Origin of the sequence: Azohydromonas sp. (genome assembly GCF_035325925.1) — a bacterium.
In the GTDB taxonomy this organism is placed as follows: Bacteria; Pseudomonadota; Gammaproteobacteria; order Burkholderiales; family Burkholderiaceae_C; genus Calidifontimicrobium.
On sequence record NZ_DAOKZA010000001.1, the window covers coordinates 78,608 to 98,494 of the forward strand.

Consider the following 19,887-nt stretch of genomic DNA (forward strand, 5'->3'; position numbering starts at 1 on the left):
CGGGGCGGGCCGCGGGGCGTCAGCCGGCGCGGTCGATCAGGCCCATGTCGGCGCTGGTCATCAGCGCCTCGATGTCCATCAGGATCAGCATGCGCGCGGCCTGCTCTGTGCCGACGGTGCCGATGCCGGTGATGAAGCGCGCGTCGATCTGCGCGCTCAGCTCGGGCGCGGGCTTGATCTGCTCGGCGCCGAGTTCGAGCACGTCGGACACCGCGTCGACCACGGCGCCGACCACGCGGCCGCGCACGTTGAGCACGATGACGACGGTGAAGCCGTCGATCTCGGCGCGTTCGCAGCCGAGCTTGAGCCGCAGGTCGACGATCGGCACGATGACGCCGCGCAGGTTGACGACGCCCTTGAGGAACGCCGGGGCGTTGGCGATGCGCGTCGGCGGTTCGTACGAGCGGATCTCCTGCACGCGCAGGATGTCGATGCCGTACTCCTCGTCGCCGAGGCGGAAGGTCAGGTACTCGCCCTGCGCGGCGCGGCGCGCGGCCTCGGCGCGCGCGACGTGGGTGGTTTCGTGGATCATCTCCATCGCAAGGTCCTCGGTCGGGGGGTGCGGTCAGAAGGTCTGCCAGTCGGCGGCGGCCGCCGCGGCGTCGCGGTCGGTGGCGACCGCGGCCTTGGGGTCAACGGCGGCGCGGTCGCCGGCGCGGCCGGCGGCGCGGTCGGGCGGCGGGGCGGACGGCCGGCGCGCACGCTGCAGCGCCTGCGCGGCGACCTGTGCCGACGCGGGCGCGGACGAGGGCATGGGCATGGGCACCGGTGCCGGTGCCGGTGCCGGTGCCACGCCGTCGACGCGGAAGGTCGCGACCACCGCGGCGAGGCGCTGCGCCTGGTCCCTCAGGCTCTCGGCGGCGGCCGCCGACTGCTCGACCAGCGCGGCGTTCTGCTGCGTCATGCGGTCGAGCTCCGAGACCGCGGCGCCGACCTGGCCGATGCCCTGGCTCTGCTCGCCGGCGGCGGCACTGATCTCGCCGATGATGTCGCTCACGCGCTGCGCGCTGGCCATGATCTCGTCCATCGTCGCGCCGGCCTCGCCGACCAGCCTCGTGCCTTCGTGCACGCGCTCGACGCTGGTGCCGATCAGCGCCTTGATCTCCTTGGCCGCCTCGGCGCTGCGCTGCGCCAGGCTGCGCACCTCGCCGGCGACCACCGCGAAGCCGCGGCCCTGCTCGCCGGCGCGCGCCGCCTCGACCGCGGCGTTGAGCGCGAGGATGTTGGTCTGGAACGCGATGCCGTCGATGACGCCGATGATGTCGGCGATGCGCTTCGAGCTGGCGTCGATCTCGCCCATCGTCGCGACGACCTGCGCGACGACCGCGCCGCCGCGCTGCGCGACGTCGGCCGCCGACGAGGCCAGCTGGTTGGCCTGCGCCGCGGCGTCGGCGCTGTGGCGCACCGTGCCGGTGAGCTGCTCCATCGACGCGGCGGTCTGCTGCAGGTTGCTCGCGGTCTGCTCGGTGCGCGCGCTCAGGTCGGCGTTGCCGCTGGCGACCTCGCCGCTGGCGACCTGGATGCTGTCGGCCGCCCCGCGCACCTGGCCGACGATGCGCGCCAGCGCGGCCTGCATCTCGCGCTGCGCCTGCTGCAGCGCCGCGGTCTCGTCGCGGCCTCGCACCTCGATGCGGCCGGTGAGATCCCCGGTGGCGATGTCGTGCGCGAAGCGGCGCGCGCGCTCCACCGGCCCGCAGATCGAGGCCATGTTGGCCAGCGTCAGCGGCACCACGAGCAGCGCGGCCAGCGCCAGCGCCGCGGCGAACAGCGCCAGCGTCTCGCGCTCGGCGTCGGCGGCCGAGCGTCGCGCCGCGTCGGCCTCGGCGGCGAGCAGCGTCGTCAGCCTGGCCAGCAGCGCCTGCGACGCGTCCACATGCTCCTTGGCGCGCGCCATCATGCGGTCGGCGGTGGTCGCGGTGTCGTAGCCCTCGGCCTCGAGCTGGCGGACCACCGGCTCGGTGGCCGCGGCGTAGGCTTCGACGCGCTGGCGCAGCTCGGCGAGCACGGCGTTGTCCTCGTCGTCGCCGCCGTCGCGCATGCGCTCGATCAGCTCGAGCGTGCGCGCGACGGTCTGGCGCCACTTGTCGCGGTACGCCAGCACCTGCTCGGTGCGCTCGTAGTTGATGATCATGTCCTTCTCGTAGCGGCGCAGGTCGCCCATCGCCGAGCGCAGCTCGCCGGCCAGCGCCGCCTCGGCGACGACGTGGTCCGAGATCGCGTGGTTGACCTGCTGCATGCGGAACATGCCCCACAGGCCGGCGCCGCCGACGACGGCCAGCAGCAGCAGCACGATGCCGATCGCGCCGAGCATGCGCGTGCGGATGCTGAACTGGCGCAGCAGGTGGACGATGGGGTTCATCGGGCAGACTTCCTGATCAGTGGCGCGCACCGCGCACCAGGGAACCGACGTCGAGGATCAGCGCGACGCGGCCGTCGCCGAGGATCGTCGCGCCCGACACGTCGTCGACGCGGCGGTAGTTGACCTCGAGGTTCTTCACCACGACCTGCTGCTGGCCGAGCAGCTCGTCGACGAGCAGCGCGATGCGCCCGCCTTCGTCCTCGACGACGACCATGATCCCGGGCGGCTGCGCGTCGCGTCGCGGCACCGCGAACACGCGTTCGAGCTCGACCACCGGCAGGTACTCGTCGCGCACCTGCACCACGCGGCCGCTGCCGCCGATCGTGCGGATCGTGCCGGCGCGCACCTGGAACGACTCGACCACCGACGCCAGCGGCAGGATGTAGCACTCGTCGCCGACGCCCACGCTCATGCCGTCCATGATCGCCAGCGTCAGCGGCAGGCGCACCTTGACGCTCATGCCGTGACCCTCGGCCGAGTCGATCTCGACCGTCCCGCCGAGCGCGGTGATGTTCTTCTTCACGACGTCCATGCCGACGCCTCGGCCCGAGACGTCGGTGACCTGCTCGGCGGTGGAGAAGCCGGGCGCGAAGACCAGGTTCCAGACCTCGGCGTCGGTGAGCGTGTCGGGCGCGTCGATGCCCTTCTCGCGCGCCTTGGCCAGCAGCTTCGCGCGGCTGAGGCCCTTGCCGTCGTCGCGCACCTCGATGACGACGCTGCCGCCCTGGTGGCTGGCCACCAGCGTGATCGTGCCGTGCTCGGGCTTGCCACGCGCCAGCCGCTCGGCGGGCGTCTCGATGCCGTGATCGCAGCTGTTGCGCACCAGGTGCGTCAGCGGGTCGGTGATCTTCTCGACCAGCCCCTTGTCGAGCTCGGTCGCCTCGCCGTGCGTGACCAGCTCGACCTTCTTGCCGAGCTTGGCCGCGAGGTCGCGCAGCATGCGCGGGAAGCGGTTGAACACCAGCGACATCGGGATCATGCGGATCGACATCACCGCTTCCTGCAGGTCGCGCGTGTTGCGTTCCAGGTCCGCCAGGCCAGCGGCGAGCGCCTGCAGCGCGGCGCCTTCGACGCCCTTGCTGTTCTGCGCCAGCATCGCCTGCGTGATCACGAGTTCGCCGACGAGGTTGATCAGCTGGTCGACCTTGTCCACCGACACGCGCAGCGTCGACGACTCGACCGTCGCGCCGCGCGTTTCGCCGCGCGGCGCGGGGCGGACCACCGGGGCGGGCTGCGGCGGCGCGGGCGACGCGGCCGCGGCGGCCGGCGTGCCCGGCGCGTCGGCGAAGAAGCCGTAGCCGGGGTCGTCGGGCTGCGCCGGCGGAGCGCCGGGCGCGCCGGCGTGGAAGCCGTACCCCGGGCCGAGCGGCGCGATGCGGATCTGCTCGCGTGCGACGTGAAAGCCGAACAGGTCGAGCAACTCGGCGTCGGCGCTGGTGGTCAGCACCTTGTAGCGCCGCATGCCGTCGGCGGCGTGGCCGGCGTCGAGCGGCTCGATGGTGCCCAGGTCGGTGATCTCGCGGAACAGCTCGGCCAGGTTGTCGGCCAGCTCGGGCTGCTCGAGCGGCCCGATGGTGATCTCGAGCGCGCGCACCGCGGCTCGCGCGGCCGCCGCGGCGCCAGCGGCCGCGCCCTCGCTGGCCCCGGCCGCCGGCGCCGCGGCAGCAGCGGCCGGGGAGGGCGCGGCGGTCGGGGCGTGGGCCGGTGCACTGCCTTCGGCCAGCGCACGGATCGCCGCCAGCAGCTGCTGGGCGTCGACCGCGGCGACGTCGTGGCCCTGGTGCCGCGCCAGCTGCGCCTTCAGCGCGTCGCCGGCGGCGAGCAGCACGTCGACCATCGCCGCGGTGGGCGCCAGCTCGTGGCGGCGCAGCCGGTCGAGCAGCGTCTCCATCTGGTGCGTCAGCTCGGCGACGTCGGCGAAACCGAAGGTCGCCGCGCCGCCCTTGACCGAGTGCGCGCAGCGGAACACCGCGTGCAGCGTCTCGTCGTCGACCCGGTCGAGGTCGATGTCGAGCAGCATCTGCTCCATCTGCTCGAGGTTCTCGCCGGCCTCCTCGAAGAAGACCTGGTAGAACTGGCTCAGGTCGATGCCCGCGGCGGCGCTGCCGGGCGTGGTGTCAGCCATCGAGGACTCCTGCGGGGATGCCGCGGCGCGCAGCGCCTGCGATCACTTGACGACCTTGCCGATGACCTCGATCAGCTTCGCGGGGTCGAACGGCTTGACCAGCCAGCCGGTGGCACCGGCGGCGCGCCCGGCCTGCTTCATCTGGTCGCTCGACTCGGTGGTCAGGATCAGGATCGGCGTGGTCTTGTACTTCGTGTTCTCGCGCAGCTTGCGCGTCAGGCCGATGCCGTCCAGGCGCGGCATGTTCTGGTCGGTGAGCACCAGGTGGAAGTCGCCCTTGCTGGCCTTGTCCCAGGCGTCGACGCCGTCGACCGCCTCGACGACGTGGAAGCCGGCGTTCTTCAGCGTGAACGACACCATCTGGCGCATCGACGCCGAGTCGTCCACCGCGAGGATTGAGTGCATGGGGTTCTCCGCGAGTCCTTGGGGATTTCGGTGCGTGGGCGGCGATCTTTAAAACAGCTCGACCGAGCCGGCGTCCATCTCGTCCTGTGTCACCGGGTTCGGGCGCTGCGGAGCGTGGGTGACGAGCGCCTCGCCATCGTCGTCGTCGCCCATCGCGTCGCGCGCCAGCCGGTCGGCGCAGTGGCGCAGCCGGTGCTGCGAGTGCGCCACCAGCTGCGAGGCCATGTCCTGGAACTGCAGCGCCGTCACCGCGCGGCCGAGGTGGGTGCGCAGCCGATCGCGAAGCGGCGAGGCGTCGAGCGCGGTGGCCTCGTGGTCGGCGGCGTGGAAGCTCACCAGCAGCGCGTCGCTGGCGTGTTCGAGCAGCGACAGCAGGCGCTCGAGGTCGTTGCACACCGTCATCAGGTCGTCCTGCAGCGCCGCCGCCGCGGCCAGCGGCAGGCGTTCGGTGCCGCCGGGCAGGTGGATGTCGTCGTTCATGTCCACGCTCCAGCGCGCCTCGCGCCGCCCGCGCCGCCCGCCCCCCCGACGATCCGGCGGCCATCGCGCACCCGGCTCGACCGGCGCGCGCCCGGCGCCGCCTTCGACGGCGCCGGGCGCCGTCGAACGACGGTCGCTGCGGACCGTTCGTCGCGCGCGAGGGCGGGCCGGCGTGCGGGCCGACCGGCGTCGCCACGGGCGCTGCGGGGGTGGTTCATGTCAACTCCGTCGGGGCGGGGCCGGGGCCGGGGGCGCACGCCGTCCGTCCCCGCGGGATGCCTTGACTTCGGCCGGTGCGCCGCGGGGTTGAGCGGCAATACGCGGTCCAACGCCCGCCAATTCGCGTGCGCCCGGCGCGCACGGCGGCCGGTGGCGGCGCTGGGCGATACTTTGGCCATGAATCCGCCCGCGTTCTCGCGCCGGCTGCGCGTGCTGCACCTCGAGGACTCGGTGCTCGACCACGAGCTGGCGGCCACCCAGCTGCGCCGCAGCGGGCTCGACGTCGAGATGCGCCGCATCGAGACCGCCGCCGAGCTGCGCGACGCGCTGTCCGAGACCTGGGACGCCGTGCTGTCGGACTTCAACCTGCCCGGATTCAGCGGCCTGGACGCGCTCGAGATGGTGCGCGCCGGCGCGCAGGCGCTGCCGTTCATCCTGCTGTCCGGCGAGATCGGCGAGGACACCGCCGTGCAGGCGATGCGCCACGGCGCCAGCGACTACCTGCTCAAGCACAACATGGCGCGGCTCGCGCCGGCGATGGAGAACGCGATCGCCGCGGCCGAGGCCGAGCGCGCGCACCGCGCCGCCGACCGCGAGCTGGCGCTGTCGCGCCAGCGGCTGTCGGAGCTGGCGCAGCACCTGCAGACCAGCATCGACGGCGAGCGCGCGGCGATCGCGCGCGAGATCCACGACGACGTCGGCGGCTCGCTGGTGGCGCTGAAGTTCGACCTGGCCTGGATCGAGCGCCGTACCGCCGACCCCGAGGTGCGCCAGCGCGTGCAGGCGGCGCTGGAAACCGTGACGCACGCGCTCGACAGCAGCAAGCGCATCATGCACAACCTGCGCCCGGCGATCCTCGAGCAGGGGCTGGTGGCCGCGCTGCAGTGGATGGCCGGGCGCTTCGAGAAGCGCACCGGCATCGCCTGCGCTTTCCGCAGCAGCCACGACGAGCTGCCCGAGCTGCCCGCGGGCGTGCCGCTGGTGGCCTACCGCACCGCGCAGGAGGCGCTGACCAACATCAGCAAGCACGCACAGGCGCGGCGCGTGTCGATCGACTTGGCGCTGGCGCGCGGCGTGCTGTCGCTTGAGGTCGCCGACGACGGCGTCGGGCTGACGCGCGCCGACCTGGCCAAGGCGCGCAGCTTCGGCATCCGCGGGCTGCACGAGCGCGCGTCGACGGTGGGCGGCACCATCGACCTGTCGAGCGGGCGGCGCGGGACGTCGCTGCTGCTGAGCGTGCCGGTGGCGGCGGCGCACGCGCCGCCGGTGCGCGACCCCGGCCCCGACTCCGACCTCGAGCACGACCCGACCACCGCCTGGGGGGACCTGTGATCAAAGTCATCCTCTGCGACGACCACGCGCTGGTGCGCCGCGGCATCCGCGACACGCTGTCCGACGCGTCGGACATCGAGGTCGTCGGCGAGGCCGGCGACTACGGCGAACTGCGCACGCTGATGCGCACGCTCGCCGAAGGCGCCTCGCCGTGCGACGTGCTGGTGCTCGACATCAACCTGCCGGGGCGCAGCGGTCTGGACGTGTTGCGCGTGCTCAAGGACGAGGGCAGCGCGGTGAAGGTGCTGGTGGTCAGCATGTACCCCGAGGACCAGTACGCGATCCGCGCGCTGCGCGCCGGCGCCTTCGGCTACGTCAACAAGGGCGGCGACCCGCAGCTGCTGGTGCAGGCGGTGCGCACCGTGGCGCAGGGACGCAAGTACGTGACGCCGGAGATCGCGCAGATGCTGGTCGAGAGCCTGACCGCGCCGGCGCCGGAGCAGGCGCACGAAAAGCTGTCCGACCGCGAGCTGCAGACGCTGGTGATGATCGCCTCGGGCAAGCGGCTGTCGGACATCGCCGAGGAACTGATGCTGTCGCCGAAGACGGTGTCGGTGTACCGTGCGCGCGTGCTCGAGAAGCTCGGGCTGTCGAACAACTCGGAGCTGACCGTGTACGCGATCCGCAACGGGCTGGTCGGCGATTGAGCGCGGCGCCCGCGCAGGAGGGCAGGTCATGAGACGGGTCACCGGCATCGGCGGCATCTTCTTCCAGGCGCGCGATCCGGCGGCGCTGCGCGACTGGTACCGCCGGCACCTGGGCATCGACGTGCAGGATTGGGGCGGCACGGCGTTCGGCTGGACCGACGCCGACGGTCGGCCCTGCGGCGGCACGACGGTCTGGTCGATCGGGCCGGCCGACGGCGAGGCGTTCGCGCCGAGCCGCGCGCCGTTCATGATCAACTACCGCGTCGAAGACGTGCGCGCTCTGGTCGGCGCGCTGCGCGCCGAGGGTTGCCAGGTGCTCGACCGCATCGAGGCGTCCGACTTCGGCACGTTCGCCTGGGTGCTCGACCCCGAGGGCCACAAGGTCGAGCTCTGGCAGCCCCCGCCGGGGCGCTGACCGCGCGCCGCCCACCGGACCCTGACCGGCTCGCCGGTCGTGCGGGCCGGCTGCAGGCGTGCGTGCCGGCGGCTTGATCCGTGTCGAGGTGCGCGACGCCGCGGCGCGACACACTGGCGCGCCTGCCGAGCGCCTTCGCGAAAGGACCCCACGAGATGCGCAAGCTCCCCGCCCGCTACGCGCCGCTGGTCGCGCCGATGCTGCTGTCGCTGCTGATGACCTTCGTCGTCTCGGGCATCGCCACCTGGCGCGGCATCGGGCTGCCCGCGAACTTCGTCTCGGTGTGGTGGGGCGCCTGGGGGCTGTCGTGGGTGATCGCGTTCCCGACGCTGCTGGCGGTGCAGCCGGTGGTGCGCCGCCTGACCGCGGCGATCGTCGAGACGCACCCGGGCGCGGCTACTGGAAGCGCGCCAGCATCGCCTCGAGCGCGGTCGTGAAAGGCACCTGCATCATCGGCAGCGTCAGCAGCATGCCCAGCAGCCCGACGCCGACCGTGATCGGAAAGCCGATCGCGAAGATATTCATCTGCGCGGCCACGCGCGAGATCAGCCCGAGCACGAGGTTGACGAACAGCAGCATCGCGATGATCGGCAGCGCGATCCACAGCCCGAGGCGGAACACCTCGGCGCCCCAGGCCTGCGGCTGCATCTGGCGCACGAAGGCGAACGGTTCGGGCCCGATCGGGAACGCGGTGAAGCTGGCGACCACCGCGGCGATGACGATCAGGTGGCCGTTGATGACGATGAACAGCCACGCCACCGCGGTGCCGAAGAAGCGCCCGGTGGCGGTGCCCTGACTGGCGGTGACCGGGTCGAAGAAGCCGGCGAAGTTCAGCCCCATCTGCAGCCCGATCACCTCGCCGGCCAGCTCGACCGCGGCGAACACGAGCCGCACCGCGAAGCCCAGCGCGATGCCGATCACCAGTTGCTGCGCCACCAGCAGCGCCGCGGCCGGCGCGTCGAGCGCGATCGCGGCGACCTCGGGGGCCAGCGGCGGCAGCACCGGCTGCGCGGCCAGCGCGATGAAGAACGACAGCGCGATGCGCACGCGCAGCGGCACGGTGCGCGTGCCCAGCACCGGCAGCGCGGCGAACAGCGCGAGCACGCGCAGGAACGGCCAGATCAGCGGGCTGATCCAGGCCAGCAGCTGGGTGTCGCTGAAGGTGACCATGTCCGCTCAGGGGCTGCCTCGGGCGCCGTGCGGGGACGACGACCGGGTGTTGCGGACCGAGACCTGCCGGCCTCGGCAGGCCATCGTCCCGACGCGCCTGGGACAGACCACGACGGTGCCGGATCGCCGCCGGCGGGGCACGTCGCGACCGGAAGCGAAGGAGGAGCCACCGGCCTCAGGCCGGCGGCGGGCGACATGGAGGGCGCGGCCTGCCCCGCCGGCGGCGGTCCCGTGCCGACCACTGCAGGCAGCCGAAGCGGCGCGGCTGCAACGGCTGCAACCGGCGGCAGTCGGCTGAGGCGGAGTCGTTGCGCCAGGGGTGGTCTGCGGCGTCATCCCACGGCAGAGGGAATCGACTGCAGCGTGCGCTGCAGGTACTCCACCAGCGTGGTCAGCATCCACGGACCGGCGACGGCCAGCGCGACCACCGCGCCGACGATCTTCGGCACGAAGCTCAGCGTCGCCTCGTTGATCTGCGTGGCGGCCTGGAACACGCTGACGACCAGGCCGATGCCGAGCACGGTCAGCAGGATCGGCGCGGCGACCATCAGCAGCAGCCACAGCCCCTGCTGGCCGGTGGTGAAGACCTGGGTCGCGTCCATCGTGGAGGTCCTTTCCGGGGTGCATGCCACCGCTGTGGCGCCGAAGTCGGATGTGCCTCGACGCTTCGAGCGACCGCCGCGGATCCGGCTTGGCCGGTCCGCGGGCGGCGCCGCCTCGAGGGGCAAGCGCCGCAGGCGCTTCGGGGGCGGGTCGTCATGTGGCGAACGAAGCCGCCAGCGAACCCAGCAGCAGGTTCCACCCGTCGGCGAGCACGAACAGCATCAGCTTGAACGGCAGCGCCACCAGCACCGGGCTGAGCATCATCATGCCCAGGCTCATCAGCACGCTGGCGACGATCATGTCGATGATCAGGAACGGGATGAAGATCAGGAACCCGATCTGGAACGCGCTCTTCAGCTCGCTGGTCACGAACGCCGGCACCAGCACCTTGAACGGCACCGCCTCGCCGGCCGTTCCCTCGGGCAGCTTGGCCAGGCGCGCGAACAGCTGCAGGTCGCTCTGGCGCGTCTGCTTGAGCATGAACTCGCGCATCGGCACCTCGCCGCGCGACAGCGCCTCGTCGAACGCGATCTGGTTGGCCGCGTACGGCTGCCACGCCTGTTCGTAGACGCGGTCCACCGTCGGCCCCATGACGAACAAGGTCAGGAACAGGCTCAGGCCGATGATCACCTGGTTCGGCGGCGCGGCCTGCGTGCCCAGCGCCTGGCGCATCAGGCTGAGCACGATGACGATGCGCGTGAACGCGGTCATCAGCAGCAGCACCGCGGGCACGAAGCTCAGCGCGGTGAAGAACAGCAGCGTCTGGATCGGCACCGAGTAGCTGGTGCCGGCGCCCTGCGCGACCATCAGTGGCAGCGTCGCGCCGGGCGGCGGCGCCGGCTGCGCGGCGGCCAGCAGCGGCAGCGCGAGCAGTGCCAGCGCGGCGCCTGCGCGCGCCACGCGGGGACGATGCTCAGGCATCGCGCTGCTTTTCGCGCGGGTGCACGCCCAGCTGCGACAGCAACTGCGCGAACGGCGCCGACGACTCGCCCGCGGCGGGCGTCGTCGCGGCGTTGCCGGGCAACATCTCGTGCAGCGGCGTGATCTGCTGAGCCGTCACGCCCAGCACCAGCCAGCGGCGCTCGCTGCCCTGGCCGATCTCGACCGTGACCAGGCGCTGGCCGGGCGCCAGCGGCAGCACGCCGACGGTGCGCATCGCGCCGGGCATCTGCGCCGCGGCGCCGACCGGCGAACGCTTGACCAGCCACAGCACCAGCGGGATCGCCGCGACGACGACGGCGAACCACATCAGCGCGCTCAGGCCGGAGGGCAGGGCATCCATCGGGCGTCGGGTCCGCGTCGGTCAGGGACGGCTGAGGCGGCGCATGCGCTCGCTCGGCGTGACGATGTCGGTCAGGCGGATGCCGAACTTGTCGTTGACCACCACCACCTCGCCCTGCGCGATCAGGTAGCCGTTGACGAGCACGTCCATCGGCTCGCCGGCCAGCGCGTCGAGCTCGACCACCGAGCCCTGCGCGAGCTGCAGGATGTGCTTGATCGGGATCCGCGTGCGCCCCAGCTCGACGGTGAGCTGCACCGGGATGTCGAGGATCATGTTGATGTCGTTGCCCGCCGCCGCGGTGCCGGCGGCCGGCGCGAGGTTGGCGAACGGCGCCGGCGTGGCCTGCGGCGCGGCGACCTCGGACGCGGTCTCGGGCTTGCTCTCGGCGAGCGCGGCGGCCCACTCGGCGGCCATGCGGTCTTCTTCGCTCATCGTCGCGTCGTCGGTGCGGGTGGCGGGGATCGGTTCAGCGGGCATGCGAGTCTCCGAGCCAGCCCAGGTTCGAGCTGGAGATCAGGCGGTCGACCTTCAGCGCGTAGCGGCCGTTGCTGGTGCCGTAGTGGCACTCGAGCACCGGCACGCCGTCGACCTTGGCCTCGATGGCCGGCGACAGGTCGAGCTCGATGAAGTCGCCGGGCTTGAGCGCGAGCAACTGCTCGACGGTGGCCGGCGCGGTGGCCAGCTCGGCCACCAGCTCGACCTCGGCGGCCTGGATCTGCGTCTTCAGCAGGTTGATCCAGCGCCGGTCGGGCTCGGCCGAGTCGCCTTGCATGGTCGAGTACAGCACGTCGCGGATCGGCTCGAGCGTGCTGTACGGGATGCAGAAGTGCACCATGCCGCTGGTGTCGCCGATCTCGAACGTGAACGAGGTGGCCACGACGATCTCGCTGGGCGTGGCGATGTTGGCGAACTGCGGCTGCATCTCCGAGCGCTGGTACTCGAGCTCGAGCGGGTAGATGCTGCCCCAGGCCTTGCGCCACTCGGCGATCACGACGTCGACCAGGCGCTGGATCACGCGCTGCTCGGTGGGGCTGAAGTCGCGCCCCTCGATGCGCGTGTGGAACTTGCCGGCGCCGCCGAACAGCGCGTCGATCACCGCGAACACCAGGTTCGGGTCACACACGATCAGCCCCGAGCCGCGCAGCGGCTTGACGCTGACGATGTTGAAGTTCGTCGGCACGACGATCTCGCGCAGGAAGGCGCTGTACTTCTGCACCTTGATGCCGCCGATCGAGACCTCGGGGGTCTTGCGGATGAAGTTGAACAGCCCGATGCGGATGTTGCGCGCGAAGCGCTCGTTGATGATCTCCATCGTGGGCATGCGCCCACGCACGATGCGTTCCTGGCTGGCCAGGTCGTAGTCGCGGATGCCGCCGGCCGGCTCGTCGTCGGGCTCGAGCTTCTGGCTCTCGCCGGTGATGCCCTGCAGCAGGGCGTCGACCTCGTCCTGCGAAAGGATCTGCTGGCTCATCGTCGATGCGCTCGCGTGGCGGCCGCGGCGGCGCCGTTCACTGGATGATGAAGTTGGAGAAGTGCACGCGCGTGACCGGCGCCGGCACCGCCGCGCGGCGCGGCCTCGTCGCGGCGTCGTCGCCCGCGGCGCCCGGCGCCGGCAGCTCGAAGCCCAGCGGGCGCAGCGCCTCGCGGCGGATCTCGGCGGCGAGCTGCTCCTTGCCCTCGCGCTGCAGCAGCTCGGCCGAGGTCTTGTGTGCCAGCACCATCAGGATGTTGTTGCGGATCGCCGGCATGAACGCCTTGATGCGCTCGGCGGTCTTCGCGTCGTCGAGCTCGAGCGTGACGCCGATCTGCGCGTAACGCTCGCCGTCGCGGTCGGCGAGGTTGACGGTGAACACCTCCAGCGGCACGAAGGTCGGTGCCGCACCGTCGGCGCGCGCGCGCGTCTCCGCGGCCGCCTCGCTGTCGTCGTCGTCCGTCGCGGCGTTCATCTGCAGCCACCACATCGCGCCGGCGCCGAGCGCGAGCAGCAGCGCCAGCGCCGCCAGCGCGGCGACGATCAGCTTCTTCTTGCCCTTCTTCGGTGCGGCTTCGACGGGGGCGGTGGCGGCGGCGGCAGGCATCGACGGTCCTCGCAACGGTGCCGCCGACGGGGCGGGCACTGCGCACGATTATTCGAGCCGCCCCCGCCGCCGAATCGGCGAATAGCAGGGGCAAAGCGAGGCTTTCGCCGGCCGCAGCGTCGTCGCCCGCCGGCGCCGCAGGCGGCGCATCAGGCGACGAGGTCGACGACGCCGCGGCGGCGCAGCGCGACGGCGGGCAAGGCGTCGGTGCCGCGTTCGACGGCATCGCCCCCCGGGCGCGGCGGGGCGTCGGCGTCGCCACCGCGGTCGCGCGGACGGTCGAACACGCCGCCGCCGGCCAGCATCAGGCCGCTGTCGCGCAGCGCCGCCGCCAGCGCGGGCAGGCTCGCCTCGAGCGCGGTGCGCGTGGCCGCCTGCGCCGCGCTGAAGTCGACGTGCGCGCGCTGGCCGTCGAGCGCGATGTGCACCGCCACCGGGCCGAGATCGGCGGGGTTCAGCTGCAGCACCGCCTGCTGCACGCCGTGGCGGATCCACAGGCCCACCTGCTGGCCCAGCGCCGCGGCGAATGCCGGCGAATGCGGTGGCTGCGGCAGGCGCGCCTCGGGCACCGAGCCACCGGCGGTGGGGCCCGCCTCGGTCGCGGGCGTCGTGGCGGCCGCGGCGAGGGCGGCGGCGTCGCCGAAGGCCGGCGGCGCGGGAGTGCTGCCGGCCGCCGTCGTCGGCACGATCGCGTCGCCCGGCGCCGCGGACGATGCGGCCAGCGCGGCCGCCTCGGCGCGCACGCCGCGTTCGGCCAGCGCGGCGGCGAACGCGCCCGCGTCGGCCGCCTGCAGCGCGTCGCCGGCGCGGCGCGGTGTCGTGGCCGCGGTGGCCGGCGCCGCGCCGGCGTCGTGCGCGGACCCGCCGAGCACACGGCGCGCGGCGGCGTCGTCCGCGCCACCGGCATGCGGCCACGCTGCCGCAGGGGCGCGGGCGCCAGCGCGCCCCGGCGCGGCGGACCGGCCGGCGTCGTCGGTGGCGGTGGCGTCGACCGCGGACGCCGCCGCGACGGCAGCCGGATCGGCAGGCGCGCCCGACGGCGAGCGGGCGGCGAGCTGCTCCGCGAGCCAGGCGCCGGGGGCGGGGTCGGTGGCCTCGGCGGCCAGGCCACCGGCTGCGTCGGGACCGAGCGGGTCGCCGTCGTGCGTCTCGGCGCGCCGCCCGCCCGCGCCGCCGTCGTGCGGCTGCGGCGTCGCGGCCAGGTTCAGGTCGAACAGCGCGGCGAAGGTGCCGGCGTCGCTGCGCGCCGCGTCGGCGCGCGGCACCGCGGTGGCGGCACCGGCGGCCGTGGTCGGGGGCAGGGTGGGGGTGGCCGGGTTCATCGCGGGGTCGGGTTCAGGCGCCGCCGCCGACGGCGACCGCGGGCCACGGGGCTGCCGCGCGCTGCAGCCGCGCGGCGGCCTCGTCGCCGGCCTTCTGCTCGCGGCGCACGGCGCCGCGCCGCTGCTCGTGCGCGCGCCGCTCGATCAGCCTGCGCACCGACGCGACGCGCACCTGCCGCGCGGCGAGCTCGTCGCGGCACTGCCCGGCGTGCGCCGCGGCCTGCGCGGCGTGGCGCTGCTGCTGCGCGATCGCGTCGTCGAGCCGCGTCATGAAGCCGCGGTAGCACTGCACCACCGACACGCTGGCGCCCTGCGCGAACTGCGCACCCCAGCGGGCGCGGTATTCGTCGCGGTAGCCGGCCAGCATCTCGGCCTGCGACTGCGCGCGCCGCGCGTCGTCCTCGGCCTGCTGCAGGCGGCGCAGCGCGGTGTCGCGCAGGGCCTCTTCGCGTTCGAGCAACAGGTGCAGGGTGGGCATGGCGTCTCGCGGGAGTGGGGTCGTGGGGGTCATTCGGGTCGTGCGCCGACGGTGGCCCGCAGCTGCGCGCGGCTGTCGGCCAGCGGCGCGCGTTCGTGCATGTCCTGCTGCAGCAGCGCCTCGAGCGCTGGGCGCAGCCGCACGGCGGCGTCGAGCTCGGGGTCGTGGCCGGGCGCGTACGCGCCCACCTGGATCAGGTCGCGCGCCTTCGACAGCCGCGCCAGCAGCTGGCGCACGCGCCGCGCCGCGTCGAGCTGCTCGCGCGGCGCGATCGCCGTCATCACCCGCGAGATCGAGCGCTCGACGTCGATCGCCGGGTAGTGGCCGCTCTCGGCGAGCTCGCGCGACAGCACGATGTGCCCGTCGAGGATGCCGCGCGCCGCGTCGGCGATCGGGTCCTGCGGGTCGTCGCCCTCGGTGAGCACGGTGTAGAACGCGGTGATCGAGCCGACGCCGTTCAGGCCGTTGCCGCTGCGTTCGACCAGCGCGGGCATCTTCGCGAACACGCTCGGCGGGTAGCCCTTGGTGGCCGGCGGCTCGCCGATGGCCAGCGCGATCTCGCGCTGCGCCATCGCGTAGCGCGTCAGGCTGTCCATCAGCAGCAGCACGTGCTGGCCGCGGTCGCGGAAGTGCTCGGCGATGGCGGTGGCGTAGCCCGCGCCCTGCAGCCGCAGCAGCGGCGGCGCGTCGGCGGGCGCGGCGACCACCACGCTGCGCGCGCGGCCCTCGGCCTCGAGGATGTCCTCGATGAACTCCTTGACCTCGCGCCCGCGCTCCCCGATGAGCCCGACGACGATCACGTCGGCGGCGGTGTAGCGCGCCATCATGCCCAGCAGCACGCTCTTGCCGACGCCGGTGCCGGCGAACAGCCCGATGCGCTGGCCGCGGCCGACGGTGAGCAGCGCGTTGATCGCGCGCACGCCGGTGTCCAGCGGCTGGCGGATCGGGTCGCGGTCCATCGCGTTGATCGGGCGGCGCGTCATCGGCTCGTCGCGGGTGTGCGCGATCGGGCCCAGGCGGTCGATCGGCTGGCCCATCGAGTCGACGACGCGCCCGAGCAGGCCTTCGCCCATCGGCAGGTGCAGTCCGCGGTCCTCGCTGCGGCGCCAGGGGTGCACCTGCTCGCCGAGCACCGGCGGCACCACGGGCACGTCGCGCGGCACGACGCGCGCGCCGCTGGCCAGGCCGTGCAGTTCGCCGGTGGCCATCAGGTAGGCGCGGTCGCCGTGGAAACCGACGACCTCGGCAAGCACCGGCGCGGCGCCGCTGACGCGCACCTCGCACACCGCGCCCACCGGCACGCGCACCCCGGCGGCCTCGAGCACCAGCCCGGTGACGCGCACCAGCGTGCCCTCGGTGGCCAGCGGCTGCGGCGTCGCGGCCCAGTTGCGCAGGTCCTGCAGGTAGCGCGTCCAGCGCTGCGTGCGCGCCTCGGCGGTGGTCGTCACGTCCGGTCCTCCGCTGCGCCGTCGACCCACGGCACGGCCTGTCCCAGCGACGCCGCGGCCTGCGCCCAGCGCGTGGCGATGCCCGCGTCGACGCGACCCAGGTCGGACTCGACGATGCAGCCGCCGCGCGCCACGTCGGGCGAGGCGACCAGCCGCGCGCCGCGCGCGGCCAGCGCCTCGGCGGCGCCCTCGGCGACCAGCGGCTGGTCGTCGGGGTGCACGCTGATGCGGATGTGGCGCGCCGACATCAGCACCGCGGCCAGCGCGTCCTCGGCGACGCGGGTCACCAGCTCGGGGCGCGTGGCCAGTTCGCTGCGCACGACCTGGCGCGCCAGCTCGACGGCGGTGTGCGCCAGCGTGGCGGCCATCTCGCGTTCGAGGCCGAGCAGCGCGGCGTCGAAGCGCTCGAGCAGCGCGCCCACCTGTGCCGTCGTCTGCGCCGCGAAGCTGCGCTTGAAGCCGTCGAGCGCGACCAGGCCGTCGCGGTAGCCGTCGTGGTAGCCGGCCTGGCGCGCGGCGTCGAGCCGCGAGGAACCCGGCTCGGTGCCGGCGGTCGACGGCTCGTCGGCGGCGTCGCCCGCGCCGCGGCCGGCGTCGCCCGGCGCGCCGCCGCCGAACGCGTCGGGGGTCCAGGCGGCGAAGTCGCGCAGCTCCTCGCGCGGGATGAAACGCGCGTAGTTCGGGACGCGGTCGACGGGCTTGTTCGGGTTCGACATCGGCGCGGCCCGTCAGACGTACTGGTCGTCGCCGCTGCCGCCGAGCACGATCTGCCCTTCGTCGGCGAGGCGGCGCACGATCTTCAGCATCTCCTTCTGTTCGGCCTCGACCTCCGACAGGCGCACCGGCCCGCGCGACTCGAGGTCCTCGCGCAGCGTCTCGGCGGCGCGCGTGGACATGTTGCGGAAGACCTTGTCGCGCAGCGTCGGGCTCGCGCCCTTGAGCGCGACCACCAGCGACTCGCTCTGCACCTCCTTGAGCAGGGCCTGGATGCCCTTGTCCTCGAGCTGCTCGAGGTCGTCGAAGGTGAACATGTTGTCCATGATCTTCTGCGCGAGGTCGGCGTCGGCCTCGCGGATGTAGTCGAGCACCGAGGTCTCGACCGAGCTGCCCAGCAGGTTGATGATCTCGGCGGCGGTCTTCGCGCCGCCCAGCGACGACTTCTTCAGCCGGTCGCCGCCGGCGAGCACGCGGCTGAGCACGTCGTTGAGGTCCTTCAGCGCCGACGGCTGGATGCCGTCGAGGGTGGCCACGCGCACCAGCACCTCGTTGCGCTGGCGCTCGCCGAAGCACTTGAGCACCTCGCTGGCGTGTTCGTGGTCGAGGTGCACGAGGATCGCCGCGACGATCTGCGGGTGCTCGTTGCGCAGCAGCTCGGCCACCGAGCCGGGGTCCATCCACTTCAGGCTCTCGATGCCCGAGACGTCGCTGCCCTGCAGGATGCGCTCGATCAGCAGGTTGGCCTTGTCGTCGCCGAGTGCCTTGCGCAGCACCGACTTGACGTACTCGTCGTTGTCGGCGACCAGCGTGCTGTGCTCCCCGGCGACGGTGTGGAAGCGCTCGAGCACCGCGTCGACCTTCTCGCGCGGCACCGTGCGCATCCTCGCGATGGCCTCGCCGACGCGCTGCACCTCCTTCGGCGCGAGGTGCTTGAAGACCTCGGCGGCCTCCTCCTCGCCGAGCGACATCAGCAGGATCGCCGCGTCCTCGATGCCCTGGTCGTCGAGCGCGGCCATGCTCAGGAGGCTCCCCCGCTGACCCAGCCGCGCACCACGCCGGCCACCGCGGCCGGGTTCTCGCGCGCCAGCTGCCGCGCGCGGTCGAGCCGCTCGCTCGAGCGCGGCGCCTCGAGCGCGGGCAGCGTCGGTGCGCCGGCTTCACCGGGCCGGTCGGCGACCACCGCGTCGAGCCGCGCGCCCAGCGCCGGCGGCGCGATCGTGCGCAGCGCCGGGCGCACCATGCCGAACACCGCGACCAGCGCGACCAGCGTCAGCGCGGCCGGCACCGCCCAGGCGCGCAGCAGGTCCAGCGCCCAGGGCTGACGCCACGCCGGCAGCACCTCGGGCTCGGGCGGCGTCTCGACGCGGAACGGCGCGTTGATCACGCGCACCGAGTCGCCGCGATCCTTGCTGAAGCCGATGCTCTCCTGGACCAGCGCGGTGAGCTTGTCGAGCTCTTCCTTGGACAGCGGGGTGCTGGTGGGCTTGCCCTTCGCGTCGGTGCCGGTGCGGTGGTTGACGACCACCGCGGCGTTCAGGCGCTTGACGTTGCCGGTGGCGGCGCGCGTCACGCGCACGGTCTTGTCGACCTCGTAGTTCGTGACCTGGTCGCGGCGCAGGCTGCCGGCGCCGGCACCGCCCTGCGCGGCCTGCAGGGCGGGCGCGGTGCCCTCGATCGGCGCGCTGGCGGGCACGGGTGGCTGGTTGCTCGCCGCCCCGGGCACGCCGCTGGGCGCCGTCGGCGTCGCGCTGTTGGCCTCGGAGACCTGCTGGCTGCGCACCGCCGCCGGCGCGTTGCCCTGGTTCGGGCTGAACAGCTCCGAGGTCGACTCGGTCTGCGAGAAGTCGACCTCGGCGGTGACGGTGGCGCGCAGGTTGTCGCGTCCGACCAGCGGCTCGAGCAGGTCGACGACGCGCTTGACGTAGGCCTGCTCGACCTGCTGCACGTACTGCAGCTGCTGCGCGTCGAGCCCCTGCTGCGCGAGCGACTCCGACGGGCCCGACAGCAGCGTGCCGTCGTGGTCGAGCACGCTGACCGCCTTCGGGTTCATCTCGGGCACCGACGACGACACCAGGTGCACGATGCCGGCGACCTGCGCGCGTTCGAGCGTGCGCCCGGGGTACAGCGTCAGCAGCACGCTGGCGCTGGGTTTTTGCTGCTCGCGGAAGAAACCGTTCTGGTTCGGCAGCGCCAGGTGCACGCGCGCCGACTGCACCGCCGACAGCGCGCCGATCGAACGCGTGAGCTCGCCCTCGAGCCCGCGCTGGAAGGTCAGCCGTTCCTGGAACTGGGTCTGGCCGAAGCGCGCATTGTCCATCAGCTCGAAGCCGACGACCCCGCCCTTGGGCAGCCCGGCCGAGGCCAGCTTGAGGCGCGCGTCGTGCACGCGGTCGGCGGGCACCAGGATCGCGCTGCCGCCCTCGGCGTGTTTGTACGGCACCGCCATCTGCGACAGCTGCGCGATGATCGCGCCGCCGTCCTTGTCCGACAGGTTCGCGTACAGCACGCGCCAGTCGCCCTGGCGACCCCACAGCGCCAGCGCCACGAGCACCGCGACGAGCGCCGCGATGCCGGCGCCGAGCAGCAGCCGCGACCGCAGCGGCATCGTCGCCAGGCGGGCGAAGGCGCCGCCGCCCGATGCGGGCCCGGCGGCGACGGCATTCGGCGAGGCGGGGATCAGGGCGTTGTCCATCGGGGCTGTGGGCGCGTGGCGGCAGGGCCGGTTCTCGACGGGGTCGATTGTTCGGAAGCGCCCCCGCGCCGATGAAGCGAACAGGGGCGCAAACGCGCGGCACTTCACCCCGCGG

The 19,887-nt window shown here is 73.5% G+C and carries 22 protein-coding genes; 4 read left to right on the top strand and 18 right to left on the bottom strand.

The genetic code is table 11. The features are described 5' to 3' along the window. Positions 1-19: 19 nt before the first annotated feature. The 5 genes from PKC53_RS00305 to PKC53_RS00325 are packed head-to-tail and all read right to left on the bottom strand — an operon-like array spanning position 20 to position 5,369. The gene (locus tag PKC53_RS00305; protein ID WP_324425093.1) at positions 20-538 is read right to left on the bottom strand and encodes a chemotaxis protein CheW; all 519 of its coding nucleotides are present in this window, start codon (positions 536-538) and stop codon (positions 20-22) included. A 27-nt stretch (positions 539-565) separates the two neighbouring features. Further along, a complete protein-coding gene (locus PKC53_RS00310; protein WP_324425095.1) occupies positions 566-2,359 on the bottom strand; it encodes a methyl-accepting chemotaxis protein in 1,794 nt (597 codons plus the stop codon). Positions 2,360-2,375: 16 nt separating this feature from the next. Beyond that, on the bottom strand, positions 2,376-4,484 hold the full coding sequence (locus tag PKC53_RS00315) for a chemotaxis protein CheA (RefSeq protein ID WP_324425097.1): 2,109 nt from the start codon (positions 4,482-4,484) through the stop codon (positions 2,376-2,378). A gap of 42 nt (positions 4,485-4,526) precedes the next feature. Beyond that, complete coding sequence (locus PKC53_RS00320; protein ID WP_324425099.1) at positions 4,527-4,889, bottom strand: response regulator; 363 nt, start codon at positions 4,887-4,889, stop codon at positions 4,527-4,529. Between the two features lie 48 nt (positions 4,890-4,937). Beyond that, complete coding sequence (locus PKC53_RS00325) at positions 4,938-5,369, bottom strand: hypothetical protein (RefSeq protein ID WP_324425101.1); 432 nt, start codon at positions 5,367-5,369, stop codon at positions 4,938-4,940. Between the two features lie 396 nt (positions 5,370-5,765). Here PKC53_RS00325 and PKC53_RS00330 point away from each other — a divergent pair, with 396 nt between their 5' ends. From PKC53_RS00330 to PKC53_RS00345, 4 genes are all read left to right on the top strand, one after another. Beyond that, positions 5,766-6,920 (top strand): histidine kinase, encoded by a 1,155-nt coding sequence (locus PKC53_RS00330; protein ID WP_324425103.1) that lies wholly within the window; start codon positions 5,766-5,768, stop codon positions 6,918-6,920. Further along, positions 6,917-7,567, top strand: a complete 651-nt coding sequence (locus PKC53_RS00335; protein ID WP_324425105.1) for a response regulator transcription factor — start codon at positions 6,917-6,919, stop codon at positions 7,565-7,567. Before PKC53_RS00330 ends, PKC53_RS00335 begins: the two co-directional genes overlap by 4 nt. Before the next feature lie 28 nt (positions 7,568-7,595). Further along, positions 7,596-7,982, top strand: coding sequence for a VOC family protein (locus PKC53_RS00340; RefSeq protein ID WP_324425107.1), 387 nt, complete (start codon positions 7,596-7,598; stop codon positions 7,980-7,982). Positions 7,983-8,137: 155 nt separating this feature from the next. Continuing rightward, complete coding sequence (locus tag PKC53_RS00345; RefSeq protein WP_324425109.1) at positions 8,138-8,419, top strand: DUF2798 domain-containing protein; 282 nt, start codon at positions 8,138-8,140, stop codon at positions 8,417-8,419. Here the strand turns inward: PKC53_RS00345 and fliR are convergent. The 13 genes from fliR to fliF form a co-directional block, all read right to left on the bottom strand. Next, positions 8,379-9,152, bottom strand: a complete 774-nt coding sequence (gene fliR, locus PKC53_RS00350) for a flagellar biosynthetic protein FliR (protein ID WP_324425111.1) — start codon at positions 9,150-9,152, stop codon at positions 8,379-8,381. The genes PKC53_RS00345 and fliR overlap by 41 nt on opposite strands. A 332-nt stretch (positions 9,153-9,484) precedes the next feature. Continuing rightward, positions 9,485-9,754: a flagellar biosynthesis protein FliQ gene (gene fliQ / locus PKC53_RS00355; RefSeq protein WP_324425113.1), complete on the bottom strand. Its 270-nt coding sequence runs from the start codon at positions 9,752-9,754 to the stop codon at positions 9,485-9,487. A gap of 154 nt (positions 9,755-9,908) precedes the next feature. Then, the gene (gene fliP / locus PKC53_RS00360; protein WP_324425115.1) at positions 9,909-10,676 is read right to left on the bottom strand and encodes a flagellar type III secretion system pore protein FliP; all 768 of its coding nucleotides are present in this window, start codon (positions 10,674-10,676) and stop codon (positions 9,909-9,911) included. Beyond that, the gene (locus PKC53_RS00365; RefSeq protein WP_324425117.1) at positions 10,669-11,037 is read right to left on the bottom strand and encodes a flagellar biosynthetic protein FliO; all 369 of its coding nucleotides are present in this window, start codon (positions 11,035-11,037) and stop codon (positions 10,669-10,671) included. Before PKC53_RS00365 ends, fliP begins: the two co-directional genes overlap by 8 nt. A 21-nt stretch (positions 11,038-11,058) precedes the next feature. Then, positions 11,059-11,469, bottom strand: coding sequence for a flagellar motor switch protein FliN (gene fliN / locus PKC53_RS00370; protein ID WP_324425380.1), 411 nt, complete (start codon positions 11,467-11,469; stop codon positions 11,059-11,061). Positions 11,470-11,503: 34 nt separating this feature from the next. Further along, complete coding sequence (gene fliM, locus PKC53_RS00375; protein WP_324425119.1) at positions 11,504-12,508, bottom strand: flagellar motor switch protein FliM; 1,005 nt, start codon at positions 12,506-12,508, stop codon at positions 11,504-11,506. Between the two features lie 37 nt (positions 12,509-12,545). Beyond that, positions 12,546-13,115, bottom strand: coding sequence for a flagellar basal body-associated FliL family protein (locus tag PKC53_RS00380; protein ID WP_324425121.1), 570 nt, complete (start codon positions 13,113-13,115; stop codon positions 12,546-12,548). 149 nt (positions 13,116-13,264) lie between these two features. Further along, positions 13,265-14,437, bottom strand: coding sequence for a flagellar hook-length control protein FliK (locus PKC53_RS00385; RefSeq protein WP_324425123.1), 1,173 nt, complete (start codon positions 14,435-14,437; stop codon positions 13,265-13,267). 13 nt (positions 14,438-14,450) lie between these two features. Continuing rightward, positions 14,451-14,915 carry a flagellar export protein FliJ gene (gene fliJ, locus PKC53_RS00390; protein WP_324425125.1) on the bottom strand — a complete coding sequence of 155 codons (465 nt, stop codon included), beginning with the start codon at positions 14,913-14,915 and terminating at the stop codon, positions 14,451-14,453. A 29-nt stretch (positions 14,916-14,944) separates the two neighbouring features. Continuing rightward, entirely contained in the window at positions 14,945-16,363 is a 1,419-nt protein-coding gene (gene fliI, locus PKC53_RS00395) for a flagellar protein export ATPase FliI (protein ID WP_324425128.1), read from the bottom strand. Next, a complete protein-coding gene (locus PKC53_RS00400; RefSeq protein WP_324425129.1) occupies positions 16,360-17,079 on the bottom strand; it encodes a FliH/SctL family protein in 720 nt (239 codons plus the stop codon). Before PKC53_RS00400 ends, fliI begins: the two co-directional genes overlap by 4 nt. Before the next feature lie 12 nt (positions 17,080-17,091). Further along, positions 17,092-18,096 carry a flagellar motor switch protein FliG gene (gene fliG / locus PKC53_RS00405; protein WP_324425131.1) on the bottom strand — a complete coding sequence of 335 codons (1,005 nt, stop codon included), beginning with the start codon at positions 18,094-18,096 and terminating at the stop codon, positions 17,092-17,094. Between the two features lie 2 nt (positions 18,097-18,098). Next, positions 18,099-19,772, bottom strand: a complete 1,674-nt coding sequence (gene fliF, locus PKC53_RS00410) for a flagellar basal-body MS-ring/collar protein FliF (RefSeq protein ID WP_324425134.1) — start codon at positions 19,770-19,772, stop codon at positions 18,099-18,101. Positions 19,773-19,887: the final 115 nt, after the last annotated feature.